This window comes from Devosia submarina (assembly GCF_003056345.1).
In the GTDB taxonomy this organism is placed as follows: domain Bacteria; phylum Pseudomonadota; class Alphaproteobacteria; order Rhizobiales; family Devosiaceae; genus Devosia; species Devosia submarina.
In genome coordinates, this window is the sequence record NZ_PYWB01000004.1 from 108,866 (window position 1) to 135,054 (window position 26,189).

The following is a 26,189-nucleotide window of genomic DNA, read 5'->3' on the forward strand; positions in this document are numbered from 1 at the left end:
AACTCCAGCCGCCGGAACATAGACATGACCAAGGCCCGCACGCTTTACGACAAGATCTGGGACGACCATCTGGTTCAGAACAATGAGGACGGCACGTCGCTCATTTATATCGACCGGCACCTCGTGCACGAAGTGACGAGCCCCCAGGCTTTTGAAGGCTTGCGCATGAACAACCGCAAGGTGCGCCACCCCGAGCGCACCCTGGCTGTTGTCGATCACAACGTGCCCACCACTGACCGGTCCTTGCCGAATCCCGATCCTGAAAGCGCGATCCAGATCGCCGCTCTGGCCGAGAACACCAAGGATTTCGGCGTCGAATATTTCGATCCCTTCGACAAGCGCCAGGGCATTGTTCATATCGTGGGCCCCGAACAAGGCTTCACTCTGCCGGGCATGACCATCGTGTGTGGCGACAGTCATACCTCGACTCATGGTGCTTTTGGCGCTCTGGCGCACGGCATCGGCACGTCGGAAGTGGAACATGTGCTGGCGACGCAAACGCTGATCCAGCAAAAGGCCAAGAACATGCTGGTGCGTGTGGATGGCCAGCTGCCGCCCCATGTCACCGCCAAGGACATCATCCTCGCCATCATCGGCGAAATCGGCACGGCTGGTGGCAATGGCCACGTGATCGAATTTGCCGGCGAGGCGATCCGCTCGCTCTCCATGGAAGGCCGCATGACGGTCTGCAACATGACCATCGAGGGCGGTGCCCGCGCTGGCCTGATTGCACCCGATGAGAAAACCTTTGCCTATGTGAAGGACCGCCCGCGCGCGCCCAAGGGCGAAGCCTTCGACATGGCGGTGGATTATTGGAAGACGCTTTATTCCGACGAAGGCGCACATTTCGACAAGGTAGTGGTGCTCGACGCTGCGAACCTGCCGCCAATCGTGTCCTGGGGCTCCTCGCCCGAAGACGTGATCTCGGTGACCGGCGAAGTGCCAAACCCGGACGACATCCCTGATGAAACCAAGCGTGCCTCCAAATGGCGAGCGCTTGACTATATGGGGCTCAAGCCCGGCACCAAGATCACCGATATCTCGGTTGAGCGGGTGTTTATCGGCTCCTGCACCAATGGCCGCATCGAGGATCTGCGCGCTGCTGCTGCCGTGATCGGTGGCCGCAAGGTTGCCGCAGGCGTTAACGCCATGGTCGTGCCAGGGTCGGGCCTGGTCAAGGATCAGGCCGAGGCCGAAGGTCTGCACAAGATCTTCCTTGATGCAGGCTTTGAATGGCGTGAGCCGGGTTGCTCCATGTGCCTTGCCATGAACCCGGATAAGCTCAAGCCACAGGAACGCTGCGCTTCAACCTCGAACCGCAATTTTGAGGGCCGCCAAGGCTTCAAGGGGCGCACTCATCTGGTCTCGCCCGCCATGGCTGCAGCTGCGGCTATTGCCGGCCACTTCGTCGACATTCGCGAGTGGCAGTGAGCCACAATGATTGGCGGGCGCGCTACGCGCCCACCCTTGACGACATCGAGGCACTGGCGGTTTCAGCTCTTGAGCAACTGCCAGAGCCCTTCCGGTCCCTTGCGGCCGATGTAACCTGCCATGTGGCCGAGTTTGCCGAAGACGACGTGCTTGACGGCTTTGGCATGGAAAGCCCGTTCGAGCTCATGGGCCTCTTTGTGGGCGTGGGCCTGACCGAGGACGGCGCTTTGCCCCAAACCGGGCAGCTTCCCAACTCCGTATTTCTTTATCGCCGGGCCATACTCGACTATTGGGCCGAGCATGATGACAATACGCTTGGCGAGATCGTGACCCATGTACTTGTCCACGAGATCGGCCATCATTTCGGCTTCTCGGATGAAGACATGGAAGCCATAGAAGATCAGCCTTAACTTACGACAATTGCTTGGTGTTGATCAGGTTCCAATCGGTCCCAGGACTCGCCGATGTTAAGGTAAACAAGCGGTAAAGCACTGCATTACCAGAAAATACCCTATGTTTCCCCAAGTTGTTCAGGCGCTGGGCCACGAAACAACAGTGCAAGCAATTTGAGGAACAAATGACCACACGAGCAAAGACCGCTCTGAAGATCGTCCAGCCAGAACTGGAACAGATGGAAGCCATCATGCAGGATGCCGCCAAGCAGGCCGCACCCATGGTTCAGCGTCTCGCCTCGCACCGCGACCGCATCGATCTGGCCGTCAAGGAACTGGAAAGCGAACGCTTCGACCTTCTGTCCCGCCGCGATTTGCTGCGCCGGCAGTTCGAGGCCGTCGAGCAGGGCCTGAACATGCATATCGAGGACATCGAAGCCACGATGCGCCTTTACGAAGGCGGCCTCAACTCGCTGCCCGCCCAGCAGGAATAAAGCGGCACTTTTGGGAGGCCCAGCAGAGTGCCGCCGGTGTGCGGCACGAAGCTGGCTCCTAACGCTCTTTTCCGCCCAGGGATCAGGTAGATTCTAGGTGGGGTCGGGAGAAGCGCGATCGTCCTCGTTGGGGGACTGGATCGTGATATTGGCAGGATGACGCGCAGCATCCGTCGTCTGCTCTTCGCTGTCGCCGTCCCGCGGCACAAAATGGAAGTCATTGCTGAGCTTGCCCGGCTCGTCATCATTGACCTTGATCGCCAGGCCATTCTTTTCCAGCTGCTCGAACCATTCATCCCACCCCGTCAGCGACCATCCGCCGGTAAGCGAAACATCGGAGCCCTCGTTGCGCTCGGCATTAAGGGCATGTTGGCCGAAAGTGATCTGCAAAAGCACAGGCTCATCGCGGATGCCCGACGTAGTAAGGAGCATCGGATTGCCGCCGCGCGCATTCGCCCATTGGCGGATTTCTTCGTGTGAGGTCAAGATTCTGGCCATGGCGATGCTCCTTGGGTAACGACTTGCCCGAACAATCACCCTGCTCTGCAATCAGTTCCAAACCTGCTCAATTCCCAAGGCGCTTGCGGCCTGCTAAGAGCGAAGCGGAGCAGCCGGAGCGAGCATGACGACAAAAGACAGCAACCTCATCCTTCTGGGCACAATCGGCGCCGCACATGGCATCAAAGGCCAGGTCCGGATCGCCACCCACACCCAGGATCCCGAGGCGATCGGCTCCTACGGACCGCTGACGACGGACCGGGACGGGCTGGTTGTGACGCTGCACAAAGTTCGCCTGCATAAAAACGTGGTCGTTGCTCACATCAAGGGCATTTCAGATCGCACCGCCGCTGAACAACTCAACGGCGTCAACCTTTACGTGGAACGCAGCAAATTGCCAGATCCTGAGGACGAAGACGATTTCTACCATGCCGATCTGATCGGGCTCGAGGCGCGGCTCGATACAGGCGTAGTGCTGGGCACGGTTACGGCGCTGCCCAATTTCGGAGCCGGCGACCTGATCGAAGTGCGCGATCCGCAAAGCGGCGACACCTTCCTTTATCCCTTCACCAAGGCCGTGGTCCCGCACGTCAACATCCAAGAGGGTTTTCTCACCATCGTGGTGCCGCTTGATGCGCCCGAGGGCGAGGAAGAGCCCGATTGAGCTTTTCGGCTTCGGTCATCACGCTGTTTCCCGAACTGTTTCCAGGGCCGCTCGGCGCCTCGGTGCTGGGACGGGGCATGGCGGAAAAGCTGTGGTCGCTCGAGGCGATCCAGCTGCGCGACTTTGCCCAGGACCGGCACCGCACGGTGGATGACACACCTTCGGGCGGTGGCGCCGGGATGGTGCTCAAGCCCGATATTCTGGCCAGCGCCATTGATGCGGTTTCCCCGCCTGGCGACCAGCGGCCGCGCATTTTGATGTCTCCGCGCGGCCAGCCTTTGACACAGAAAAAGGCTCGCGAACTGGCGCTTGGGCCTGGAGCCGTTATCATTTGCGGACGCTTTGAAGGTGTTGACCAGCGGGTGATCGACGGCCGCCAGCTGGAGGAGATTTCCATTGGCGACTACGTGCTTGCCGGTGGCGAAGTGGCGGCCATGGTGCTTTTGGAAGCTGTGGTTCGAGTAATCCCGGGCGTGTTGGGCGGTGCTGAGAGCCATGCGGACGAAAGCTTCGAAAACGGCTTGCTGGAATATCCGCAATACACACGGCCACAGGTTTTCGAAGGCGTGGAGATCCCCCCCATACTGGTATCGGGGGACCACCGTCGTATCGCCAAATGGCGTCTGGAGCAAAGCTTGGCGCTAACTACCAGCCGCCGACCAGACCTCCTGCCGCCGGCCAAGTCATAAAACTGCCAAAACGCTGGACTCTCCGGTGCTTTTCGCCTATAGCCGCGCCACTACAGCGGTTTGGGCTGATCGGACCCAATCCGCACCAAGAAAAAGACGACCAACCTCCGTTACCAAGCAAGACCGGGCGCTCGATCCCTCAAGGACCGAACAGGCGCTCCATTGAAAAGATTCAGAACGGAATCGCATATGACCAATATCATTCAGCAACTCGAGGCCGAGCAGGTAGCTGCCCTTTCGGCCAACCGTGAACTCCCCGACTTTACCCATGGCGACACCGTCAAGGTTTGGGTGAAGATCCGTGAAGGCGAAAAAGAGCGCCTGCAGGCCTATGAAGGCGTGGTGATTGCCCTTAATGGCGGCGGCATCACGGCAAGCTTCACGGTCCGCAAGATCTCCTATGGCGAAGGCGTGGAGCGTGTGTTCCCCTTCTATTCGCCAAACGTTGCTTCGGTTGAAGTTCTCAAGCGCGGCAAGGTTCGGCGCGCCAAGCTTTACTACCTGCGCGACCGTCGCGGTAAGTCGGCTCGTATTTTCGAATCGACCAATTCGCGTACCAAGAAGATCGAAGCCAATGAGCGTTCGGCAGCCCAGGCTGCCCGCGATGCTCGTGAAGCCGAGAAGGTCGCTGCGGCAGAGGCTTTCGCCGCTGAGCAGGCCGCCAAGGACGCGGAAGCCGCAGCAGCTGCCGCCGCCGCCGAGCAGGCTGACGCTGCCGATGAGGCACCCAAGGCTGAATAAGCCCTGCCGCTTCGTGAATTGCATGAGCCCGGTTCCTTGGAGCCGGGCTTTTTGCTGTTTGGGATTCACGTGAAACTATGTCTCGGACGTTTTCGGCTTTACCTCCGGAGCCCCGTTGGCAATAAGAAGCCGCCGAGCGTGGCGTAGCCCAACCCTCCGCGAAATTCGTGAGGCCGAGAAGGTCGGCGCTGCAGCAGCATTTGCAGTTGAACAGGTCGCCAAGGACGCGGAAGCCGCAGCTATTGCTGCCGCTGCCGAGGGGAAGCCAAAGCGAATAGTTCTAGGCTTATGAGGTAGAAAGGCGGGCCAGTGAGTAGGGCATTTTGTTATTATATTCGCCAAGGATTTTGATTAGGATCACCGATCTGCACGCCCACACCACATTGGGAGATACGACCTCCACGTAGGACGTTAGCATTCGGAAGGGTTGTCTCTTCTTTGCCGAGAACAATCTGAGTGTTTCCAAGCCAAATCTTACCCTCGATCACCGCTTCAGCTGCGCGAAAATCGAGCCGTAAAGCTACATCGCGACGGCCATACCGGGCTATTGCAATGTTGTGAGCATACTCAAAGTCCCATAGGTCATCCACGCGGAATGATACTTGATTTTCTACAACCTTGATCAAAGTGCGCCCCATCTGGTCCAACAACTCTAGGCTCACTAGTGCCTGGCCATCTGCAATCGTGCACGCGATGATTGGTTTATTAAAAAATTGAAGAATGACTGGGGTTTCGTCGTACCAACTACCGCCGACTTTGAAGATCAAATCTCTTTTGTCGAATTCTAGCGCCCCCAGAAACTTGCCGTTCTGTATGTTCTTCGGCTTCGCCTTAAGTTCATACTGACGATCACGCTGCCACTTTGCGACAGCGGGATGGCAATTTCCGCACAGCGCAATCATGTCTTGAGGCCTGAAATGAGCCTCTTCACTGAACGGGACAATATGGTGGTACTCTAGATATGGATGACCACACTTGGCGCAGCCGAAGCCCGCTTCTTGACGAAGTGCGCGTTCTACAGGCTGTGGGGTGGCGGGGCGGCTATAGCCAGAAGGCACAGCAGAATCCTTTTGGAAGAATGCAGGAATATAAAGTGCTTCTTGAACTCGAATTCTTACCCTGGTCCGTGCCAAGAAACCAACTCGATTCCATCTGGACAGACTTATGAACTTCTCAATCGTCACCTGGAATATCAACTCGGTCCGGCTCCGCCTGCCCATGGTGCTGGATTTCCTGGCGCAATATCATCCTGACGTGCTGATGCTGCAGGAGATCAAGTGCACTAATGACCAGTTTCCGGCCAACGCCTTTACCGAAGCGGGTTATCCCTATCAGGCCGTGCATGGGCAGAAGGGCTACCATGGGGTGGCTATCGTCTCGAAGTTCCCGTTGACGGACATTTCAAGCCGGGTGTTTTGCGAAATACCAGAGTCACGGCACGTGTCGGCGGTGCTTGATTGGGGCCGCGGCCCTTTGACTGTCCACAATTTCTATATCCCGGCCGGTGGCGACGAACCTGATCCGCAGATCAATCCTAAGTTCAAGCACAAGCTAGATTTCTTGAGTGAATTGACGAGCTGGTTCAGCGAACCAAGCTTCCAGAAAGGGCACCTGATCGCCGGCGATTTCAACGTCGCGCCGCACGAAAACGACGTCTGGAGTCACAAGCAGCTGCTCAAGGTCATCAGCCACACGCCGGTCGAAACCGAGGCGCTGGACGCGATTCTTAACGGTGGGCACGGCTGGACCGATCTGGTGCGCAAGCATGTGCCCTATGACCAGAAGATCTATTCCTGGTGGAGCTATCGGGGCCTGAATTGGGAAACGTCGGATCGTGGCCGGCGGCTGGACCACATCTGGGCCACCCATGATGTGGCCGAACACTGCGTCGCTGCGGAGATCATCAAGCCTGCGCGCGGCTGGACCGACAAGCCAAGCGACCATGTTCCGGTGATTGCACGCTTTGCCGGCGTTTAGTCGCCCTTCATCCGCCGGCTGACAGGCTCAAGCGCGCCGAGGTAATTGCCGATATCCTGCTGCAGGCGCGCAATGACACGCTGCGCCAGTTCAGGCGATTGCTGCACCAGCTTCATGAAGGCATAGCGCGGAACGAAAAGCGTCTGGCAATCGGTGACAGCCGAGATGGTGATGGGCCGGGGCTTGGCGAGAATCAGGGCCATCCCCGACACGACGCTTCCCGGTTCCGACACTATATAGGGCTCGCCGCCACCATCGGGCACGGCTTCGAGCGTACCGGTGATCAACACAAACGCACCCTGCGGGGTTTCGCCTGCGCGATAAAGCACAGCGTCGGGATCGAAGTGACGCTGATCACCAGCGAAGGCGAGCATGCGCCGCTGTTCATCGTCGCAGATATCGAAGAATTCGGCCCGCGCGAGTGCTTCGGCCGCAACATCCCTGATCATCAACCCTAACCCAAATGCACCTGGGCGCCGCCGCCGCGAAGCCTAGCCACCATATAGGCCATTTAGGTTGGTTTGTACCGGATTTTGCAGCTGCCAGGCTATGGCACCAAACGATAGCCGCCCTCTTCGGTGACAAGGAGCCGTGCATTGGACGGATCGCGCTCGATTTTCTGCCGCAGGCGATAGATGTGGGTTTCCAGCGTATGGGTCGTCACGCGGTTGTTGTAGCCCCACACTTCCTTAAGCAGCACATCGCGCGTGATAGTTTTCGGACCCTGCCGGTAGAGGTATTTAAGGATGGAGGTTTCCTTGTCCGTCAGGCGAACCTTGTTGCCATCATTGGTCTCGAGCATCTTGGCCGAAGGCTGGAAGCTATAAGGCCCGATGGTGAAAACCACGTCCTCGCTCTGGTCGTGCTGGCGCAGTGCCGCATTGATGCGGGCAAGAAGAACCGGAAAGCGGAAAGGCTTGGTGAGGTAGTCATTGGCGCCTGATTCGAGGCCCTTGATCTGGTCGGCGTCGGTGTCATGGCCGGTGAGCATCAGGATAGGACTCTTGAACCCTTCGCTGCGCAGCACCTTGACGGCTTCCCTTCCGTCCATGTCGGGCAAGCCGACATCAAGGATCATTAGATCCACATTCTTGTCGCGCGTGGCCTTGAGCGCGTCGTTTGCCGTACCCGCCTGAAGAATGTCGAACTCGTTTTCGCCTTCGAGTTGCTCGACCAGGGTTTGGCGCAGGTCTGCATCGTCATCTACGAGCAGGATGCGTCTTTTGTTCATCACTGTTCTCCGGTCGTTTCGGCGCCATCAAGCCATGCTCGCGAGTTAATCAAGCTTGAAGCCAGCTGGTCACAACAGGGTATTGCCGGTGCAGCAACGACCAAGACTCCCAACAAGTTGCAGAGCGGTGGGCCATGGCGCTGAAAAACAATGCTTTTACGGGGTCAATGGCGGACGGCTGCCGAACAAGGCAGAGCCGATACGAACATGGGTTGCACCCATGGCGATCGCCGTTTCAAAATCCGCACTCATGCCCATTGATAGTTTGTCGACGCTTGCGGCTTTTGCAAGCCCCGCAAGGTGAGCAAAATAGGGGCCGGGCGGCTGGTCAGCCGGGGGAATACACATGAGCCCGATGATCTCAAGCCCATGGACATCGCGGCAGCGCTCGACAAACGCCGCGGTTTCGGCTGGCTCTATGCCAGCCTTTTGCGGTTCAAGGCCGATATTGACCTGCACGAAACACGGCAGACGCCGTTCGCACCGCTCCATCTCCTTGGCCAACGCACCGGCAAGCTTGTCGCGATCCAGTGTTTGGATAACGTCAAACAGTTCCACGGCATCGCGCACCTTGTTGGTCTGCAAGGGCCCGATCAGATGCAGCTGCGTATCGGGATAGCGCGCCTTGAGATCAGGCCACTTCCCTTGCGCCTCCTGCACGCGGTTTTCCCCAAATAGACGCTGCCCCGCCCCGAGCAGGGGTTCAATGGCCTCTATGCCAAAGGTTTTAGAAACAGCAATCAATTCCACCTGCTCCGGAGGAGCGCCGAACAGCTTGTGGGCGGCGCTGATGCGGTTGCGAATGGCTGCCAGCTGAGGAGGAGCAGCGCTGTCCATGCGTTCGCCCTGTTGACCTTGGGGTGGATTTCTGGTGATGGTCCGGTAGCCAAATTTCCCGATAAACGCAAGCCGCGCCGCCTTTTTGCGTGTGCTTCCGGCAATCCATCCAAGGACATACAAAGTGAGCGGTGAACGCTACAACCCGCGTGAAATGGAACGCAAATGGCAGCAAGTCTGGGCCGACGCCCAGAGCTTCGTAACGCGGAACGACGATCCGCGCGAGCCATACTACGTCCTTGAGATGTTCCCCTACCCTTCGGGCCGCATCCATATGGGCCATGTGCGCAACTACGCCATGGGTGATGTGGTGGCCCGCTATCATCGCGCCAAGGGCCACAATGTGCTTCACCCCATGGGGTGGGATGCCTTCGGCCTGCCGGCGGAAAATGCCGCCATTGAGCGCAAGACGCATCCGGGCACCTGGACGCGCCAGAACATCGAGGCCATGAAGGCGCAGCTTCAGTCCATGGGCCTGTCCATCGACTGGTCGCGCGAAATCGCCACCTGCGAGCCGGAATACTACCGGCATCAGCAGGCCATGTTCATTGACATGATGGAAGCCGGCCTCGTTACCCGCAAGCAGTCCAAAGTCAATTGGGACCCGGTCGACATGACTGTCCTTGCCAATGAGCAGGTGATCGATGGGCGCGGTTGGCGCTCAGGCGCTCTGGTGGAACAGCGCGACCTGACGCAATGGTTCTTCAAGATTTCCGACATGGCCGAAGAACTTCTCGAAGGCCTGGATGGGCTCACCGAATGGCCCGAAAAAGTGCGGACCATGCAGCGCAACTGGATCGGCAAGAGCCAGGGCCTTGCATTTGAGTTCGGCCTCAAGGGTGCGCCCGAGGGGTTCAGCACCCTGCCCGTCTATACTACTCGTGCCGACACGATGCGCGGGCCCACCTTTGCCGCCATTGCAGCAGACCATCCGCTCGCCAAGGCATTGGGCGAGGCTAACCCGGCGATTGCCGAATTTAATGCGCAATGCATGCGCATGGGCACGTCGGAAGCCGCGATCGAGCAGGCCGAAAAGCTGGGCTATGACACGGGCATTCGCGTGACGCATCCAGCCGACCCCAGCTGGGAGCTGCCGCTCTTTATCGCCAATTTCGTCCTCATGGAATACGGCACGGGCGCCATTATTGGTTGCCCCGCGCACGATCAGCGCGACCTCGATTTTGCCCGGAAATACGGTCTGCCCGTCATTGACGTCTTTAAGCCGCTCGACAGTGACGAGCCGGTGGGCGATGAGGCCTTTGTGCCAACCAAAACGCAAAAGGTGCGCTATGTGCAATGGTTCGGGGAACCTGGCACGGAGATCACCTGCCAGGAGGCCATGGACCAAACCCTGGCTCTGTTTGAAAAGAACGGCTGGGGCAAGGCACAGACACAATATCGCCTGCGTGATTGGGGCGTGTCCCGCCAGCGTTATTGGGGCTGCCCCATACCGGTGATCCATTGCGAGGTCTGCGGCACCATTCCCGTGCCCAAAAAGGATCTGCCCGTCGTACTGCCGCAGGATGTGACCTTCGACAAGCCGGGCAATGCGCTTGATCATCACCCCAGCTGGAAGCACGTGCATTGCCCGCAATGCGGCGCCAATGCGCGGCGTGAAACCGACACCATGGACACCTTTGTGGATTCGTCCTGGTATTTCGCGCGGTTTACCTCGCCTCAGGCGGAAACGCCGACCGAGCCGGCGGTGGCCAACAAATGGCTGCCGGTGGATCAGTATATCGGCGGTGTGGAACATGCGATTTTGCACCTGCTTTATTCGCGCTACTTCACCCGCGCCATGAAGACCACGGGCCATGTGGGCCTCGATGAGCCTTTCAAGGGGCTCTTCACCCAGGGCATGGTGACGCACGAGACCTACAAGTCTCCTACTGGCGAATGGGTGGCTCCAGTCGATGTTGTGCTGGAAACCACGGGCGAAACGCGCCAGGCACGGCACCTGCGCTCGGGCGAGCCGATCACCATCGGCTCGATCGAAAAGATGAGCAAATCCAAAAAGAACGTCGTCGACCCCGACGAGATCGTCGCCACCTATGGTGCCGATACTGCGCGGTGGTTCATGCTGTCGGACTCCCCGCCAGAACGCGATGTTCAGTGGACCGAAGCGGGCGTTGAAGGCGCCAGCCGCTTCCAGCAGCGCGTGTGGCGCCTGGTCAGCGAGACGGTGGAGCTCATCCGGCAATCTGCCGCCATAGAGCGTCAGGAAAGTGATGCGGAAGCGATTGCCCTGCGCAAAATCGTCCATCGCGCCGTCCAAAATGTTGCCAATGACATTGAAGGGCTACGCTTCAACCGGGCCGTGGCACAAATCTATGAGTTGACCAATGCCCTGGTGCGTTCAGCAGGTCTTGTCGGCGCAGCTCCCGCAAGCCGGATCACTGCGCTCGAGGAAGGCATTGGCTGCCTTGTTCAGCTGATCGCGCCCAAGATGCCCCATTTGGCGGAAACCTGCTGGGAAGCGCTGGGCAAGACGGGGCTCGTAGCCGATGCGCCCTGGCCGGAGGTCGATCCTGCCATGCTGGTGGATGACGAGGTGACACTGCCTATCCAGATCAACGGCAAGCGCCGTGGCGAACTGACAGTGCCCAAGGGGCTCAGCAGCAGCGAGGTTGAACAGCGCGTCTTGTCGCTGGAGGAAATTACCCGCATTCTGGACGGCAAGGCACCCAAGAAGATCGTTGTGGTGCCAGACAGGATCGTCAATGTCGTGGTTTAACAAGCCTCTCAAGCTCTTGCTTGTCGCTGGAATAATTGGCTCTGCAGCCGCATTGAGCGGGTGCAGTTTCTCGCCGGTCTACAGCAGCGCTGCGGTGTCTCAAGGCACCCTGGCGCTGGCCTATGCCAAGCCTAATAGCCGGCTGGAACAGATCGTTTATCAGGAGCTGTCTCTTCGGCTTGGGCCAACGGATAGCGAAGCAGCTCCTTTGGCGTCCGTATCCATTTCTCCAGCGATCAGGGAGATGACTCTTTCGCGCACAGATAACCCGAACAGAGCCATGGAAGCGGCTGTAACGGCGACGCTCACCGTGACGCCACGCGACGGCAGCGGTGGCGCAGTGCAGACCTATACCCGACGCGCAACGGCTCAATACACGCGCAATGATCAGGTTCTGGCTGAACGGAGTGCTCAGGAAGAGGCACTTGAGAGAGCAGCAAAAGCTGCGGCAGAATCACTGCGTGTCGCAGTTTTGGCGAGCGCCAGCCGTTAATGGCGGCGCTCAAGGCGCATGAAGTTGCGCGTTTCCTTGCTCGTCCTGATATCTCGGAAGGCATTTTTCTCGCCTATGGCCCGGACGCTGGCTTGGTGCGTGAAACAGCACAGCGCCTGATCCGCAAGCTCACCGAAGATGATCCTCAATCTGCCAACATCGTGGTCCTGGAAGGCGCCGAGTTAGACGCCGATCCTTCCCTGCTCGCAGTCGAAGCTAAAACAATATCCCTGTTCGGTGGAAAACGCATTGTGCGGGTACGGGGAGCCGGCAAATCCCTCGTAATGACCCTGACCGAGCTGCGGGATGATCCAGGAGGCGCAGCTATCATCCTCGAATCCGGCAATCTGACACCCAAGGATGCCCTACGGGCGCTAGTGGAAGCTGCAAGATGGGGCCGCGCCCTGCCCTGCTATCCCGATAGTGATGAGACGCTCCAAGCGTTGATCCGTGAAACATTCAACCAGCACGGTATCCGGATCGATGGCGATGTTGTCACCCTGTTGCGTGAAATCTTGGGAAATGACCGGGAAATCACCCGGCGCGAGCTGGAAAAGCTTTGCCTTTATGCTGCCGAGAGCAAACAGCTGACACGCGAGGATGTGCTCCTCCTCTGTGCAGATAACGGTATGCTGGTGATCGATGCCATCCTTGACGCTGTGGCGGGTGGCAATGCGGAGCGGCTGGAAATGGCGCTCAACCGTGCATTGTCATCGGCCGTGGATATTCAGCGCATTCTCGCGCTGTGCGTCATCCACTTCAGCAATCTCAGGCGCTGGCGAGCAGAGGTGGACACGGGCAAAAGCCCGCGTGCTGTTTTGGATGGGCAAAGACCCAAGCCGCATTTCTCGCGTATAGGTTCACTCGAGCAGCAATTGCGGCTGTGGAGCGATAAAGCCCTTTCTACGGCAACGGAGCGACTATTACAGGCAACAGTGGAAACCCGCCGTCGGCCTGGCTTGGCAGAAGCGGGCCTGCGGCGGGCCCTGCTCGGCATCTGTATGATCGCCGCAACCCATTAGGCAGAGGTTCAGTTGGCCTGCCCAGTAAGCTTGAGGCAAATGCTGTCAAGTTGCTCAAGGGTCTTGTAGCGGATCTCCAGCTTGCCGCCGCGTTCGCTATGAGCCAGGATCACCGACAAGCCTAGTGCATCGGAAAGCCGCCGTTCCAGCGCGACCGTATCAGAATCGCGCGATGCAGGTGCCTCGGCTGCCTTTTTCTTGGTGGGATTGTCGCGCTGCTGGCTCAGGGCTTCTGCATCGCGCACGGACAAGCCGCCGGCGACGATCTGGCGGGCCAAACCTGCCGGATCTTCGGCTGTGATCAGGGTACGCGCGTGCCCGGCTGTCAAGGCGCCGCTCGACACCATGTCGCGAACGTCTTCGGGCAATTTCAGCAGGCGTAGGGTATTGGCGACATGCGAGCGGCTCTTGCCGATGACTTGCGCTAGATCCTGTTGGGTATAGTCAAATTGCTCGATCAGTTGACCATAACCCATTGCCTCTTCAAGAGGATTAAGATCGGCACGCTGGACGTTTTCGATAATGGCGAGTTCAAGCGCTTCCTTGTCATCGACCTCGCGCACAATAACGGGCACTTCGTGGAGCCCTGCTCTTTGCGCAGCGCGCCAGCGACGCTCGCCAGCGATGATCTCAAAGATATGCGGGTCTTCGCTTGGACGTACCAGCAAGGGCTGCATGATGCCCTTTTCGCGGATGGAATTGGTGAGTTCTTCCAATTGGTCCGCATTAAAGGTGCGCCGGGGATTGGAGCGGTTGCCGATAATAAAGTCGACGGGCAGTTTCTTGACACCGCTGTCGGTTACCCGAGCGCTTTCAAGGGTCGCCATGTCACCAATCAGTGCTGCAAGGCCCCTGCCCAGTCGTGTTGGTCTCTCGTTCATGGTGCCCTCCTATGCGGCGTTCAACTGCCGCTCGCGGCGGATAACTTCGGTGGCAAGGCGCAGATAGGCCTGGCTGCCGGCACATTTCAGATCATACAGCAGGGCCGGCTTGCCGTATGATGGCGCTTCGCTCAGCCGAACATTGCGGGGAATAACAGTGTCGTAAACTAGTGAGCCCATCTCGCTGCGCACGTCCTGCAAGACCTGTTCGCTAAGATTGTTGCGCTTGTCGAACATGGTCATCACTACGCCCTGGATCGAAAGGCGTGGATTAAGTGTCGAGCGGATTTGCTCAATAGTTTGAAGAAGTTGGCTAAGACCTTCCAGAGCAAAGAACTCGCATTGAAGTGGCACGAGAACCGCGTCGGCAGCAACCAGCGAGTTTACGGTAAGAAGGTTCAGCGAAGGCGGACAATCGATCAGGATGTAGCTCACATCCTTGTCGTTGATCGTCAGTTCACTGAGTTGTTTGAAGGCATTGCGCAGGCGAAATGCCCGGTCCGCCTGGCCAGCGATCGTGAGCTCTACGCCCAGCAAATCCATGGTGGACGGGACGACTGCGACGTTGGGAACGCTGGTCATGATGGCCGCTTCCGCAACTGTGGCGTCGCCAACGAGGAGGTCGTAGGAGGAGACGTCGCGATCGGTGCGGGAGATGCCGAGACCCGTGGAAGCGTTGCCTTGGGGGTCCAGGTCGACGATGAGCACGCGTTCGCCAATGGCGGCCAGGGCGGTTGCCAGATTGATCGCTGTGGTGGTCTTACCCACGCCGCCTTTTTGATTGGCCAGGGTCAGGATACGGGGCGCCAATTTGGCCTCCAACGCTAAGCTTTTATTTTCGCACGCAAATCTGTGAGCGTGAGAAGAACACCGAGCGGATCAGTGTCGCTCTTGGTTAATAGCACGTTGAAGTCCCAGGACGGAACTGTTTCTGCAAGTTCCTCAACATGTTCCCGCCCTTTGTGAAGGATGGCGCGGGTTTGTGGGGCGAAAAAGGGTGCCATCCAGGAGCAAAGCTGGGGCAGGCTGGCGAGAGCGCGGGAGGTGATGACGTCCGGCCTGGGCACCGATTCGGGTAGCATATGGTCGCTTCGCGTTAGCAGACTGTTAGCATTGAGCTTCACTTCCCGGGCGACTGTGCGCAGGAAGCTCACCTTTCGGCTAATTGGCTCGACAAGGGTGAAATGGTGTTTCTCACCCTTGAGCGCGATAGCAAGAGGGAGCGCGGGAAAGCCGCCGCCGCTGCCGAAATCGAGGAACTCGCGGTCGCTTGGTTTCAAGAGGCGAAGCACTTGAAGACTGTCGACGAAGTGACGCGTCCAGAGATGGTCGAGTGTTTCACGTGAAACAAGATTCTGCACCGGCTGCCATTTACGCAGCAGTTGAGCATAGGTTTCCAGATCTGCGTAAACTTCATCCAGGGAACGGGTGAAGTATTGCTCATAGGGCGCAAGAAGCGCCTTGTTCTCCATCAACTCGCCTCTTGCAGCTGATGCTGGCCTTTGCGGATAACGGCGAGCAACAATGTGATAGCTGCCGGCGTCATTCCATCCAGCGCTTGTGCTTGGGCAATCGTTTGCGGGCGCGCCGTAGCAAGCTTGTTGCGCAGTTCCATGGACAAGCCAGGAACCGACGCATAATCCAGAGTGTCAGGAATGGATTTTTGCTCGTCCCGTCGCACAGCATCGATGTCGCTCTGCTGACGATCAAGATAAACAGCATATTGAGCGTCCACAGTGAGTTGCTCAAGAATAGATGGATCAATCTCCAAGATCTCAGGCCAGAGCCGCGCTGCATCCTCAACGGTCACATTGGGATAGGACAGAAGATCAAAAGCGGAGCGCATCTTGCCATCTTGATTGATGCTAAGCCCTGCAGCTCGCGCCCCAGTGGGAGAGATGGTCAGAGTCTTGAGGAGATCGCGGCCGGACTGGAGATTCGATTGCTTGGCGGCAAACAAATCCTTGCGAATTTCACCCACCAAGCCTTTGCTGATCCCGATGGGAGACAGGCGTTGATCGGCATTGTCGGCGCGGAGGTGGAGGCGGAACTCGGCACGTGAGGTAAACATGCGATAGGGCTCAGACACGCCCCGAGTGACGAGGTCATCCACCATGACGCCAAGATAGCTTTCGGTGCGGGATAGTACCATAGGGTCCTCGCCCATAGCAGCAACTGCTGCATTCGCGCCGGCGAGAAGGCCCTGAGCACCAGCTTCTTCATAGCCCGTGGTGCCGTTGATCTGTCCCGCAAGGTAGAGGCCTGGCTGCCGCTTTACCTCCAAAGTGGGTCGAAGTTCACGTGGATCAACATAGTCATATTCTATGGCGTAACCCGGACGGATAATCCGCACATTCTCAAGACCCGGCATGGAGCGAAGAAAGGCTTCCTGAACGTCGGCGGGCAGGGACGTGGAGAGCCCGTTTGGGTAAACGGTATTGTCGTCCAGCCCTTCGGGCTCGAGGAAGATCTGATGACTATCCCTATCAGCGAAACGAACGACCTTATCTTCGATAGAAGGGCAATAGCGCGGGCCACGGCTCTGGATGCGGCCGGAGTACATGGCGGAGCGGTGAAGATTCTCCGTGATGATCCGGTGCGTATCCGCAGTCGTGCGCGTAATATGGCAGTTGATCTGCGGCGCAGTGATTTCACGCGTCAGAGCCGAAAAGGGCTCTGGTGGGGTGTCGCCAGGCTGTGCTTCGAGATTGCTGTAGTCGATGGAATTAGCGTCGAGCCGAGCAGGGGTGCCGGTCTTCAAACGACCGAGTTGAAGACCAAGGCTTTCGAGACGCGTGGAGAGACCGAGAACTGGTTTCTCACCAACTCGGCCGGCTGGGATCGTTTCCTCTCCGCGATGGATCAAGCCACGAAGGAATGTACCAGTGGTCAGAACTACGGCTTTGGTCCCGTAGAATGTACCATCAAGTAAACGGACACCGGAGACTGTTCCATTGGAGGTGACGATGTCGTCAACTTCACCTTCGATGATATCGAGGCTTGGCTGGCCGAACAGCGTTTCTTGCATGGCTTGGCGGTAGAGTTTACGGTCGGCTTGGGCGCGTGGTCCACGAACGGCCGGGCCCTTGCGGCGGTTAAGTATGCGGAACTGGATGCCGGCTTTGTCGGCAACGCGGCCCATCAAGCCGTCCAGTGCGTCGATCTCACGGACAAGATGGCCCTTTCCCAGACCGCCAATGGCTGGGTTGCAGCTCATCTCCCCTATAGTCGCGAATTTATGCGTGATTAGCGCTGTTGGAACACCCAAGCGGGCCGATGCAGCAGCTGCTTCGCAGCCGGCATGGCCGCCACCAACGATGATCACTGCATAATCTGTCATGCTTGTTCTCCTTGGCGCTGCATACGGCAATGTTTCACGTGAATCAATTCACGCACGCGCATGTTAGGGGCGCGCCGCTCAGTCGTGTTTCACGTGAATCACTTGCCGATGCAAAAACTGGAGAACAAGCGATCCAGAACCGTCTCGGCATCCATGCGTCCAATTAGACGCTCCAGGGCATAGGACGCTTGACGGAGACACTCGGCTGCCACTTCCGGGTGGTTAAGATTAGCTGATGCTGTTTGCAGCTCTTCGGCAGCCCGTGTGAGAGCTGCCTTGTCGCGCTCGCGACTAAGAAGGGCCGGTTCTCCCGAAACAATGCTTTGCCCAAACTGATTGATGGCTCGGGTTAGGTCCACAAGGCCCTCGCCGGTTCGCGTGGATACCAGAACATGGCTGCCCGATGTAGAAGCTAAATCCAGCTTGGTACCCACCTTGATTATCGGGGGGGTAAAACTGGGGACTGGTAAATCCTCGATATCGGGAGCCGTGAGCCACAGGATCAGATCGGCATTCTCCATAGCAAGATGAGCCCGGCGGATACCCTCTGATTCGGCCTTGCTACTTGTTTCCCGTAGGCCAGCAAGATCCAGGAGGATGTAAAGCTGCCCTTGAATGTCCAAGGGGACTTCGCGAACGTCGCGTGTTGTCCCCGCTTCATCAGTAACAATGGCTATGTCTGATCTTGCCAGCGCATTAAGGAGGCTGGACTTGCCGACGTTAGGAGGGCCGGCAAGCGCTACCCGGATACCTTCGCGGATCACACGGCCATGCTCAACGCTTTGAAGGGCATGATCGATGTCGGCGCTCAGCGCATGGAGGCGTGCGACGAAGTCGAAAGGCAGATCATCATCGACATCGCCTTCGTCGGAAAAATCGAGATTGGCTTCGATCAACGCCCTCAGATCAAGGAGTTCATGCCGCCATTCCTCGATCTTCTGAGTGAGCCCCCCTTCAAAACGAGCGAGGGCCTGGCGTCGCTGGTTCTCGGTTTCAGCTTCAAGAAGATCACCCAGGCCTTCGATCTCGACCAGGTCGAGCTTGCCATTCTCAAAAGCACGGCGGGTAAATTCGCCGGCTTCGGCGAGGCGAGCACCAAGGCTTGTCAGCAGGCGCAGGATAGCCCGGACACCAGCCGGTGAACCGTGAACCTGGAGCTCTGCGCAATCTTCGCCGGTAAAGCTGTGTGGAGCGGGAAAGTAGGCGACAAGGCCGCGATCAAGGAGGGAGTCGTGGCCTATGGCTCGCAGCGCAAGTCGGCGTGGCTCGGGAACCTTGCCAACGACACTTTCCAAAATATCGCGGACGAGCGAGCCCGAAAGGCGAAGGACCGCCACACCGGAAGGCGTTGCCCCGGAGGACAACGCCACGATTGTATCGCCGGATCGCATCAGCTGACCGGCCGGGCAGGGGAGCGCAAGGCGTCCATTGCCTTAGGTGTTCATGGAATCGAAGAAGTCCGAATTCGTCTTGGTCTGGCGAACCTTGTCCATCAAGAATTCCATGGCGTCGATCGTGCCCATCGGATTGAGGATGCGGCGAAGGACATACATTTTCTTGAGGATGTCGGATTCGACCAGCAGCTCTTCCTTGCGGGTACCAGACTTGGTGATATCCAGCGCTGGGAAGATGCGCTTGTCGGCTACCTTGCGATCAAGGATGATTTCCGAGTTACCCGTGCCCTTGAACTCTTCAAAGATCACTTCGTCCATGCGCGACCCGGTGTCGATCAGCGCCGTGGAAATGATAGTCAGAGAGCCGCCGCCTTCGATATTGCGTGCAGCACCAAAGAAGCGCTTTGGACGTTGCAGGGCATTGGCATCCACACCGCCCGTGAGCACCTTGCCGGAGCTTGGAACAACAGTGTTGTAGGCGCGGCCGAGGCGGGTGATGGAGTCGAGCAGGATCACCACGTCGCGCTTGTGTTCAACGAGACGCTTGGCCTTTTCGATCACCATTTCAGCGACCTGGACGTGGCGCGACGCTGGCTCATCGAACGTGGAAGAGATCACTTCGCCGCGCACCGAGCGCTGCATGTCGGTGACTTCTTCAGGACGCTCATCGATCAACAGAACAATGAGGTAGCACTCAGGGTGATTGGTCGCGATCGATTGTGCAATATTTTGCAACAAGACCGTCTTACCAGTACGCGGGGGTGCAACAATCAGGGCACGCTGGCCTTTGCCAAGTGGCGCTACCAAATCGAGCAGGCGGGCCGAGCGATCCTTGAGGGTAGGATCGGGCAGTTCCATGCGCAGCCGCTCTTCGGGATAAAGCGGGGTGAGGTTATCGAAGTTGACCTTGTGCCGAACAGCTTCAGGATCTTCGAAATTAATGGTGTTGACCTTGAGAAGGGCGAAATAACGTTCGCCATCCTTGGGTGATCGGATCTGGCCTTCCACCGTGTCGCCAGTGCGCAGGCCGAAGCGGCGGATCTGCGAAGGGCTGACATAGATATCGTCCGGGCCAGGAAGATAGTTCGCGTCTGGCGAGCGCAGGAAGCCAAAGCCGTCCGGCAGAACTTCAACGACGCCTTCGCCGGTGATGTCCACTTCCTGAGCGGCCAGTTCCTTGAGGATCGCAAACATCAGTTCCTGTTTGCGCATGGTCGAAGCGTTCTCGACCTCGTGTTCTTCGGCGAACACCAACAATTCGGCCGGCGATTTGGCCTTGAGCTCGCTGAGCTTCATATTCTGCATGTAGCGGATAAACCCTTGAGGGAAATCTGGACGGCTAGTCTATTTGGGAGGGGTAGGCACCGCGCAGCGACTTGGGAAGTCAGCTTGGAATTTGGGATGCGTTAGGACCCACATAACGCGTCGTTCGACGAATTTCAAGACGCAAAACATCAGCCCTGGCGTGGGATTCACGTGAAACAGGGGGGATCAGAAGGGTTTTACCACAACAGCTATGACGATGATGACCATCAGCACGGTTGGCACTTCGTTGAGAATACGGAAGAACTTCTGCGGCTTGGTGTTCTTGTCCTGGGCAAACAGGCGCGTGTACTTGACGAGGACGCCATGGCAGGCGGTGAGCAGCAAAACCATGGCCAGCTTGAGATGCAGCCAGCCGGCACCGAGATCAACCCAGCCGCCGAACACCATCCAGAAGCCGAAGATGTAGGTGGCGATCATCGCTGGATTGATGATGCCCTTGAGGAGCCGGCGCTCCATGATCTTGAAAGTTTCCGACTGCGCCGAGCCCGTTTCGCTGACCGAGTGATAAACAAAAAGGCGCGGCAGATAGAGCATGCCGGCCATCCAGGCGATAACCGAAATCACATGCAGGGCCTTGACCCATTCCATGGTAAACTCCTTGAAAACGAAGGCGGTGCCTTAGCCGTTTTTCACGCGCTCAACCAGTCGGGCAACATGCGCGATCGGGGTTTGCGGCACGATGCCATGGCCAAGATTGAAGATATGGGGGCGATCGGCGAAGGCGGCGATGATCTGGTCGATCCGCTCATCGAGCTGCGAACCGCCGGCGACAAGGCGCAAGGGATCAAGATTGCCCTGGACCGGGAGGGTCGCGGGCAGGTGCTTGGCAGCAAAATCAAGGGGCGTGGCGTAATCGAGGCCAAGCACGTTTACGCCAGTAAGCGCTGCATACTTTGCGAGATTGCCAGCGGCGCCGCGCGGGAAGCCGATGATTGGTGCATTGGGAACGCGAGCGCGGACTCCCGCAACGATGCGGCGATTGGGCTCGATCACGCGATCGGCAAAAGCGATGTCATCCAGATTCAACGCCCAGCTTTCAAATAACTGCACGGCGTCGGCGCCCGCTTCGAACTGCGCAACGAGATAATCGATGCTGGTCGCAATTAGAATGTCCATCAGCGCGGCAAAAGCTTTAGGGTGTTCCAGGGCGAAAATGCGGGCGAGGGCCTGGTCGGGAGAGCCGCGGCCGCCGATCATATAGGTGGCTACAGTCCAAGGAGAGCCGCAAAAGCCGATCAGCGTCTTTTCCGGCGCCAGGGCTGCTCGCAAGCGGCGCACGGTCTCCAGCACGGGTGCGAGATGCTCCAAAGCCCCTTCGGGACGAAGTTGGGCAACGGAATTGGGGCTTAGCGCTTCAAGGACGGGACCTTCGCCTTGCTCGAAGCGAACCGACTGGCCCAGCGCATCAGGGATCACAAGGATATCGGAGAACAGGATCGCGGCATCGAGATCGAAGCGGCGCAGGGGCTGCAGGGTCACTTCGGTCGCAAGCTCCGGCGTATAGCAGAGCTCAAGGAAGTTCTTGGTGTTGGCACGGACCTCGCGATATTCGGGAAGATAGCGGCCGGCCTGGCGCATGATCCAGATGGGCGGACGCTCCTGGCGTTCACCGAGAATGGTTGCGAGCATGGGCTTATGGGTCAACGCCTTCTTCCCTTCCAAAACCCCCTAAAGAGTCTTTCTGTTTTAGTATTTTCATTATCATGGCGGTGTTTTGGGCCAATTCAGCGCTCTCCACAATTGCCCTCGTGGCGGCACATGCGCGCAGCTCTTATGGTTAATCGGGGGTAAATGCCATTGTGAATCGTCTCCGAGGTCGGTGCCGCCACAATGGTTAACGTGGCGTTAACGGGTCGACTCCCGAGTCAACGATTCTCTTGGAGCTGTGCATAAGGGCTTTGCCAGCCATGGCTTTGCAAGGCGAGTTTTCCCCTTTGTTATCCCAAGCCCCTCGCGACCGGGGCCGGACTCCAATTGTTAATGAATTCCTAACGAGGTCGAACAAGTCTGGCCTCGGGCAAAAGTCATGAGTCAAGAACACAGCTTGGGCTTGAGCTGGGGATGACAGTGTGGAAAACATGGCTCCCATGTTGATCCTTGCCTCACATAGTTCCACCCGCAAAGCCCTGCTGGAGCAGGCGGGTCTGGTGTTTTCCACCCAGCCGGCCCAGCTCGATGAGCGGGGGCTGGAAATTGGGGTTTTGGAGGCCGGCGGCGACGGCCGCGATGTGGCGCTGCTGCTGGCGCAAAAAAAGGCGCTGGCGGTTTCTGCCGAGCATCCCGGCGCCTGGGTTGTTGGGGCGGACCAGACGCTGAGCCTTGGAACCGAGCTTTTGCACAAGCCGGGGGATCGGGACGGCGCAGTGGCGCAGCTCGAGCGCTTGCGTGGCAAGACCCACCGGCTGCATGCAGGAGTGGCGCTGGTGCGCGATGGCGGTGTTGCATGGTCCGATGTGCAGACCGCGGAGCTGACCATGCGCGATTTTTCGCCGGGCGAGCGCGATGATGTGCTGGCCCGCGAAGGGGAAGCGTCGCTGCGATCGGTGGGGGGGTATCGTCTCGAAGGCCCGTCCATCCGATTGTTTGAAACTGTAAGCGGTGATTACTTCACTATTTTGGGATTGCCGCTCCTGCCGCTTCTGGCGGCCTTGCGCGAATGGGCGCCAGAGACCTTGTCGTGACCACCAAAGCTTTTGTGATCGGCCATCCGATCAAACATTCCCGCTCGCCGCTTATCCACGGCACCTGGATCAGCCAGCATGGGCTTGATGCCAGCTACGAGGCGATCGATGTGGCACCGGACCAATTGCCGGCGTTTTTCAAACGGCTGCGCAGGGGCGAATTCGCGGGCGGCAATGTGACCATTCCTCATAAGCAGGACGTTTTTGCCCTTTGCGACAGCGTTGATCCGCTCGCCACCAGCATTGGCGCGGTTAATACGCTGGTGGTTCAGGACGGGCAGGTGCACGGCACCAATACGGACTATCTGGGCTTTCTGGGCAATCTCGACGCGGAAATGCCCGGCTGGTCGGAGCGGCTCGATACGGCGATTGTGCTGGGAGCAGGGGGCGCGGCGCGGGCGATCCTTGTGGCGCTGCAGAGCCGCAATGTCGGCTCGATTGTCCTGCTGAACCGCACGCGGGAAACGGCGGAAGAACTGGCCGCGGAATTGGCGGGATCGATCAGCGTCGCGAGCCTTAACGCGTTCAACGATGTAGCACCCCTGGCAGGACTGGTGGTCAATACGTCATCAATTGGCATGCATGGCAGCCGGTTCGAGGGGCTTGATTTGGCCACGCTCCCGTCGCACGCCCTTGTTACCGACATTGTGTATACGCCCTTGCAAACGCCCCTTCTGGCCGAAGCCGAGGCGCGAGGCTTAGCGGTTGTGGATGGGCTGGGCATGCTGCTTCACCAGGCAGTGCCGGGCTTTGAAGCCTGGTTCGGCGTGCGCCCACAGGTGGACAAGCCATTGCGGACCAAGGTCGAAGCGACATTGGGACATTAGCCATGTGGCGCATCGGGCTGACGGGTTCCATCGCAACGGGCAAATCCACGGTCCTGCAGGCCTTTGCCGATCAAGGCGTTCCGGTATTTTCCGCCGATGAAGCGGTAGGAGAGCTTTATGCCGGTCCGGCTGTCGGAGAGGTAGATGCCTTGTTTCCCGGCGTTGCGCGCAATGGCAGCATCGACAAGAACGAGCTGAGCCGGCGGCTGGCAGCTGATCCTGCGGGTTTCAAAAAGCTTGAAGCCGTGGTGCATCCCCTGGTGCGGGCTAAAATCAAACAGTTCATGGATGATGCGGAAGCGCGCGGCGAAACGCTGGCCGTGGTGGAAGTGCCGCTCCTGTTTGAAAGCGGTTATGATTATGGCTTTGATGCTGTGGGCGTAACCTGGGTGGATGAGCTGGTGCAGCGCGAAAGGGCGCTGGCGCGGCCGGGAATGAGCGGGGATAAGCTGCAAACCATTCTTGCCCGGCAGCTGCCACAGGAGGAAAAGAAAAGGCGGGCTGCCTATCTTTTTGATACAGGGCTTCCGCGCGAGACGATTGCAGCGATGGTCGCTGCGCTTGTTGCGAGCATTCGAGCCAAAGAGGGCCAAACGTGAACCGTGAAATTGTCCTCGATACGGAAACCACCGGCCTTTCACCGGCTGCCGGCGACCGGCTCGTGGAAATCGGCTGCGTGGAATTGATCAACCACATTCCATCTGGCCGGCACTACCACGTTTACATCAATCCCCAGCGCTCCATGCCCGAAGAAGCCTTTCGGGTGCATGGGTTGAGCGAAGAGTTTCTGGCCGACAAGCCCTTGTTCAAGGATGCGGCGCAGGATTTTCTCGAGTTCATTGGGGACGCGCAGCTCGTTATCCACAATGCGAGCTTCGATATCGGGTTTCTCAATGCCGAGCTGGAACGCGCTGGCCGGCCCCCGCTAAGCAATCCCGTGCTTGATACCGTGCATCTGGCGCGCGAGAAGCATCCCGGCGCCCGGGTCAGCCTTGACGCGCTGTGCAAGCATTACGGGATCGACAATTCCCGCCGCACGCTTCATGGCGCCCTCCTTGACAGCGAGATCCTGGCCGAAGTTTATCTGGAGCTGATCGGCGGCAAGCAGGTGAGCCTGGCGCTGATCGCAGAAAACCGCATCACCGGCGCTGATGCGATCGCCAATCGGGTGGTGGCGCTGCCAAGGCCCAATCCCCTCCCACCCCGGATCACGGCAGATGAATTGGCGGCGCATAATGCGTTTGTGGCCAAGCTCGGGGATGACGCGATCTGGGCGCAATATGCCGTGGTCGCCGAGGCCGCGGAATAAGGCCGGATATTTTTAGCCTTTTGGCTACGCGCTTCATCTACGCTCAGGGGAGAGCGTGGGCCGAGAACGAGGCGATCTGCGCAATATGTTGAGCCTCATTGAAGCAGCCAAATAGAAAAAGCCCCGGCCAATAGTCCGGGGCTTTCTGATTCAGCAATGAAGCGCTGCAGCTTAGTTTGGCTGCTCGCCCGCAGGAGCCGCATTCTGCTTGGCGGCCAGGGCCGCAAGGTTCTGGCGGTAGATGGAGGCGAAGTCGACGGGCTCCATCATCAGCGGCGGGAAGCCGCCCTGCTGGGTAACGCTGGCGAGGACCTGGCGGGCGAAGGGGAAGATCAGGCGCGGGCATTCGATCATCAGCAACTGGCTGAGGGTTGCCTCGGGCACGTTGCGCAGGCGGAAAACGCCGCCATAAACCAGTTCTACATTAAACAGGACAGTTGCTTCGCGATTGGCCTTGGCGTTGAGCGTCAGTTCCACCGCATAGATATCGTCGGACTGCTTCTTGACGGCGACCGAGATGGACACGTTGAACGCCGGATTGCCGCCGCCAGCCATGATCGAGCCAGGCGCGCCTGGATTTTCAAAGCTGAGGTCGCGGATATACTGGCCAACCATGTTCATGGAGGGTGCATTGGCTTGGGGAGATGCGCTGCCCTGGGTTTCGTCAGACATGTAACTGGGATCCTTCAAGGGAAAATCTGCTGCCGGCTGGCTAACATCTTTGCCGGGAGGTCACAAGCGCAGGGGCCAGCCGGCTTATTGCGGGCGATAGTCGTCTTCATCAAGATCGATAGTATCTGGCCTTTGCAACGGGCGATCAAAAGGTTCCGCGCTCCAGCTGGCGTTGCGAGCAGCAACCACGGTGACGCGCTTGCTCAACTGCGCATAGATCCAGCCGCGCACCGGTGGCAGGAGCAGCAGCAGTGCAACAAAATCGCTGAGAAAGCCGGGCAGAACCAGAAAAAGGGCGGCCAGGCCGATCATCATGGTGTCGGCAATAGTGCGCGCCGGCATGCGCCCCGTGCTCAGATTGCTGCGCATTTGCGTCAGCACCGAGAGCCCCTGTGCGCGGATCAGGACGGCGCCAAGCACGGCCGCGCCAATGATCAGCGCCAGGGTTGGCAAAAGGCCAATGGTTTGCCCCACCTTGATAAAGATGGCGATTTCGATGATGGGAAGTATGAGCAGACCAAGTGCGAGATATCGTAGCACGATCCTGGTTCCTTTC

General features: G+C 58.4%; 29 protein-coding genes. 14 read left to right on the forward strand and 15 right to left on the reverse strand.

The window, feature by feature from the left end:
* Positions 1-24 precede the first annotated feature (24 nt).
* From leuC to DDE77_RS06920, 3 genes are all read left to right on the forward strand, one after another.
* Positions 25-1,431 (forward strand): 3-isopropylmalate dehydratase large subunit, encoded by a 1,407-nt coding sequence (leuC, locus tag DDE77_RS06910; protein ID WP_108396722.1) that lies wholly within the window; start codon positions 25-27, stop codon positions 1,429-1,431.
* Positions 1,428-1,841, forward strand: coding sequence for a metallopeptidase family protein (locus DDE77_RS06915; RefSeq protein WP_245895116.1), 414 nt, complete (start codon positions 1,428-1,430; stop codon positions 1,839-1,841). The genes leuC and DDE77_RS06915 overlap by 4 nt, the downstream gene beginning before the upstream one ends.
* Positions 1,842-2,008: 167 nt before the next feature.
* Entirely contained in the window at positions 2,009-2,317 is a 309-nt protein-coding gene (locus tag DDE77_RS06920) for a hypothetical protein (protein WP_108396724.1), read from the forward strand.
* Between the two features lie 93 nt (positions 2,318-2,410).
* Here DDE77_RS06920 and DDE77_RS06925 read toward each other — a convergent pair whose 3' ends face one another.
* Positions 2,411-2,815 carry a hypothetical protein gene (locus DDE77_RS06925; RefSeq protein ID WP_108396725.1) on the reverse strand — a complete coding sequence of 135 codons (405 nt, stop codon included), beginning with the start codon at positions 2,813-2,815 and terminating at the stop codon, positions 2,411-2,413.
* Between the two features lie 124 nt (positions 2,816-2,939).
* Between DDE77_RS06925 and rimM the strand changes: the two genes are divergently transcribed.
* The 3 genes from rimM to rplS all read left to right on the forward strand — a co-directional run bounded on the left by rimM (position 2,940) and on the right by rplS (position 4,909).
* Positions 2,940-3,479: a ribosome maturation factor RimM gene (gene rimM / locus DDE77_RS06930; protein ID WP_108396726.1), complete on the forward strand. Its 540-nt coding sequence runs from the start codon at positions 2,940-2,942 to the stop codon at positions 3,477-3,479.
* On the forward strand, positions 3,476-4,168 hold the full coding sequence (trmD, locus tag DDE77_RS06935) for a tRNA (guanosine(37)-N1)-methyltransferase TrmD (protein WP_108396727.1): 693 nt from the start codon (positions 3,476-3,478) through the stop codon (positions 4,166-4,168). Before rimM ends, trmD begins: the two co-directional genes overlap by 4 nt.
* A gap of 189 nt (positions 4,169-4,357) precedes the next feature.
* On the forward strand, positions 4,358-4,909 hold the full coding sequence (gene rplS, locus DDE77_RS06940) for a 50S ribosomal protein L19 (RefSeq protein WP_108396728.1): 552 nt from the start codon (positions 4,358-4,360) through the stop codon (positions 4,907-4,909).
* Between the two features lie 329 nt (positions 4,910-5,238).
* Here rplS and DDE77_RS06945 read toward each other — a convergent pair whose 3' ends face one another.
* Entirely contained in the window at positions 5,239-6,042 is an 804-nt protein-coding gene (locus DDE77_RS06945) for an HNH endonuclease signature motif containing protein (RefSeq protein WP_157959704.1), read from the reverse strand.
* A 31-nt stretch (positions 6,043-6,073) separates the two neighbouring features.
* On the opposite strand from DDE77_RS06945, the gene DDE77_RS06950 reads away from it, so the two are divergent.
* Positions 6,074-6,886 (forward strand): exodeoxyribonuclease III, encoded by an 813-nt coding sequence (locus tag DDE77_RS06950; RefSeq protein WP_108396729.1) that lies wholly within the window; start codon positions 6,074-6,076, stop codon positions 6,884-6,886.
* Here the strand turns inward: DDE77_RS06950 and DDE77_RS06955 are convergent.
* From DDE77_RS06955 to DDE77_RS06965, 3 genes are all read right to left on the reverse strand, one after another.
* Positions 6,883-7,335: a Crp/Fnr family transcriptional regulator gene (locus DDE77_RS06955; protein WP_108396730.1), complete on the reverse strand. Its 453-nt coding sequence runs from the start codon at positions 7,333-7,335 to the stop codon at positions 6,883-6,885. The two genes, DDE77_RS06950 and DDE77_RS06955, sit on opposite strands and share 4 nt — an antisense overlap.
* A 98-nt stretch (positions 7,336-7,433) precedes the next feature.
* On the reverse strand, positions 7,434-8,117 hold the full coding sequence (locus DDE77_RS06960) for a response regulator transcription factor (RefSeq protein WP_108396731.1): 684 nt from the start codon (positions 8,115-8,117) through the stop codon (positions 7,434-7,436).
* A gap of 156 nt (positions 8,118-8,273) precedes the next feature.
* Entirely contained in the window at positions 8,274-8,954 is a 681-nt protein-coding gene (locus DDE77_RS06965) for a YggS family pyridoxal phosphate-dependent enzyme (RefSeq protein WP_108396944.1), read from the reverse strand.
* Between the two features lie 124 nt (positions 8,955-9,078).
* On the opposite strand from DDE77_RS06965, the gene leuS reads away from it, so the two are divergent.
* Genes leuS through holA form a run of 3 tightly spaced genes read left to right on the forward strand, consistent with a single transcriptional unit; the run spans position 9,079 to position 13,203 of the window.
* A complete protein-coding gene (gene leuS, locus DDE77_RS06970) occupies positions 9,079-11,688 on the forward strand; it encodes a leucine--tRNA ligase (protein ID WP_108396732.1) in 2,610 nt (869 codons plus the stop codon).
* Positions 11,675-12,181 (forward strand): hypothetical protein, encoded by a 507-nt coding sequence (locus DDE77_RS06975; protein ID WP_108396733.1) that lies wholly within the window; start codon positions 11,675-11,677, stop codon positions 12,179-12,181. The genes leuS and DDE77_RS06975 overlap by 14 nt, the downstream gene beginning before the upstream one ends.
* Positions 12,181-13,203, forward strand: a complete 1,023-nt coding sequence (holA, locus tag DDE77_RS06980; protein WP_108396734.1) for a DNA polymerase III subunit delta — start codon at positions 12,181-12,183, stop codon at positions 13,201-13,203. Before DDE77_RS06975 ends, holA begins: the two co-directional genes overlap by 1 nt.
* An 8-nt stretch (positions 13,204-13,211) precedes the next feature.
* Here the strand turns inward: holA and DDE77_RS06985 are convergent, their stop codons facing one another.
* The 8 genes from DDE77_RS06985 to hemE form a co-directional block, all read right to left on the reverse strand.
* Positions 13,212-14,084, reverse strand: coding sequence for a ParB/RepB/Spo0J family partition protein (locus tag DDE77_RS06985; RefSeq protein WP_108396735.1), 873 nt, complete (start codon positions 14,082-14,084; stop codon positions 13,212-13,214).
* Positions 14,085-14,093: 9 nt separating this feature from the next.
* Entirely contained in the window at positions 14,094-14,894 is an 801-nt protein-coding gene (locus tag DDE77_RS06990) for a ParA family protein (RefSeq protein ID WP_108396945.1), read from the reverse strand.
* Positions 14,895-14,908: 14 nt separating this feature from the next.
* Positions 14,909-15,556, reverse strand: a complete 648-nt coding sequence (gene rsmG / locus DDE77_RS06995) for a 16S rRNA (guanine(527)-N(7))-methyltransferase RsmG (RefSeq protein WP_108396736.1) — start codon at positions 15,554-15,556, stop codon at positions 14,909-14,911.
* The gene (gene mnmG / locus DDE77_RS07000; protein ID WP_108396737.1) at positions 15,556-17,424 is read right to left on the reverse strand and encodes a tRNA uridine-5-carboxymethylaminomethyl(34) synthesis enzyme MnmG; all 1,869 of its coding nucleotides are present in this window, start codon (positions 17,422-17,424) and stop codon (positions 15,556-15,558) included. Before mnmG ends, rsmG begins: the two co-directional genes overlap by 1 nt.
* Before the next feature lie 98 nt (positions 17,425-17,522).
* Positions 17,523-18,815: a tRNA uridine-5-carboxymethylaminomethyl(34) synthesis GTPase MnmE gene (mnmE, locus tag DDE77_RS07005; protein WP_108396738.1), complete on the reverse strand. Its 1,293-nt coding sequence runs from the start codon at positions 18,813-18,815 to the stop codon at positions 17,523-17,525.
* Between the two features lie 42 nt (positions 18,816-18,857).
* Positions 18,858-20,123: a transcription termination factor Rho gene (gene rho / locus DDE77_RS07010; RefSeq protein ID WP_108396739.1), complete on the reverse strand. Its 1,266-nt coding sequence runs from the start codon at positions 20,121-20,123 to the stop codon at positions 18,858-18,860.
* A gap of 186 nt (positions 20,124-20,309) precedes the next feature.
* Positions 20,310-20,732, reverse strand: coding sequence for a protoporphyrinogen oxidase HemJ (gene hemJ, locus DDE77_RS07015; protein ID WP_108396740.1), 423 nt, complete (start codon positions 20,730-20,732; stop codon positions 20,310-20,312).
* 30 nt (positions 20,733-20,762) lie between these two features.
* Entirely contained in the window at positions 20,763-21,773 is a 1,011-nt protein-coding gene (hemE, locus tag DDE77_RS07020; RefSeq protein ID WP_108396741.1) for a uroporphyrinogen decarboxylase, read from the reverse strand.
* A gap of 449 nt (positions 21,774-22,222) precedes the next feature.
* On the opposite strand from hemE, the gene DDE77_RS07025 reads away from it, so the two are divergent.
* The 4 genes from DDE77_RS07025 to dnaQ are packed head-to-tail and all read left to right on the forward strand — an operon-like array spanning position 22,223 to position 24,961.
* Positions 22,223-22,825, forward strand: coding sequence for a Maf family protein (locus DDE77_RS07025; RefSeq protein WP_108396742.1), 603 nt, complete (start codon positions 22,223-22,225; stop codon positions 22,823-22,825).
* Positions 22,801-23,652: a shikimate dehydrogenase gene (locus DDE77_RS07030; RefSeq protein ID WP_108396743.1), complete on the forward strand. Its 852-nt coding sequence runs from the start codon at positions 22,801-22,803 to the stop codon at positions 23,650-23,652. The genes DDE77_RS07025 and DDE77_RS07030 overlap by 25 nt, the downstream gene beginning before the upstream one ends.
* A gap of 2 nt (positions 23,653-23,654) precedes the next feature.
* On the forward strand, positions 23,655-24,251 hold the full coding sequence (gene coaE, locus DDE77_RS07035; RefSeq protein ID WP_108396744.1) for a dephospho-CoA kinase: 597 nt from the start codon (positions 23,655-23,657) through the stop codon (positions 24,249-24,251).
* Positions 24,248-24,961, forward strand: a complete 714-nt coding sequence (dnaQ, locus tag DDE77_RS07040; RefSeq protein ID WP_108396745.1) for a DNA polymerase III subunit epsilon — start codon at positions 24,248-24,250, stop codon at positions 24,959-24,961. The genes coaE and dnaQ overlap by 4 nt, the downstream gene beginning before the upstream one ends.
* Positions 24,962-25,132: 171 nt before the next feature.
* Here the strand turns inward: dnaQ and secB are convergent, their stop codons facing one another.
* Positions 25,133-25,633, reverse strand: a complete 501-nt coding sequence (secB, locus tag DDE77_RS07045; protein ID WP_108396746.1) for a protein-export chaperone SecB — start codon at positions 25,631-25,633, stop codon at positions 25,133-25,135.
* 84 nt (positions 25,634-25,717) lie between these two features.
* Positions 25,718-26,173 carry an FxsA family protein gene (locus DDE77_RS07050; RefSeq protein ID WP_157959705.1) on the reverse strand — a complete coding sequence of 152 codons (456 nt, stop codon included), beginning with the start codon at positions 26,171-26,173 and terminating at the stop codon, positions 25,718-25,720.
* Positions 26,174-26,189 lie beyond the last annotated feature (16 nt).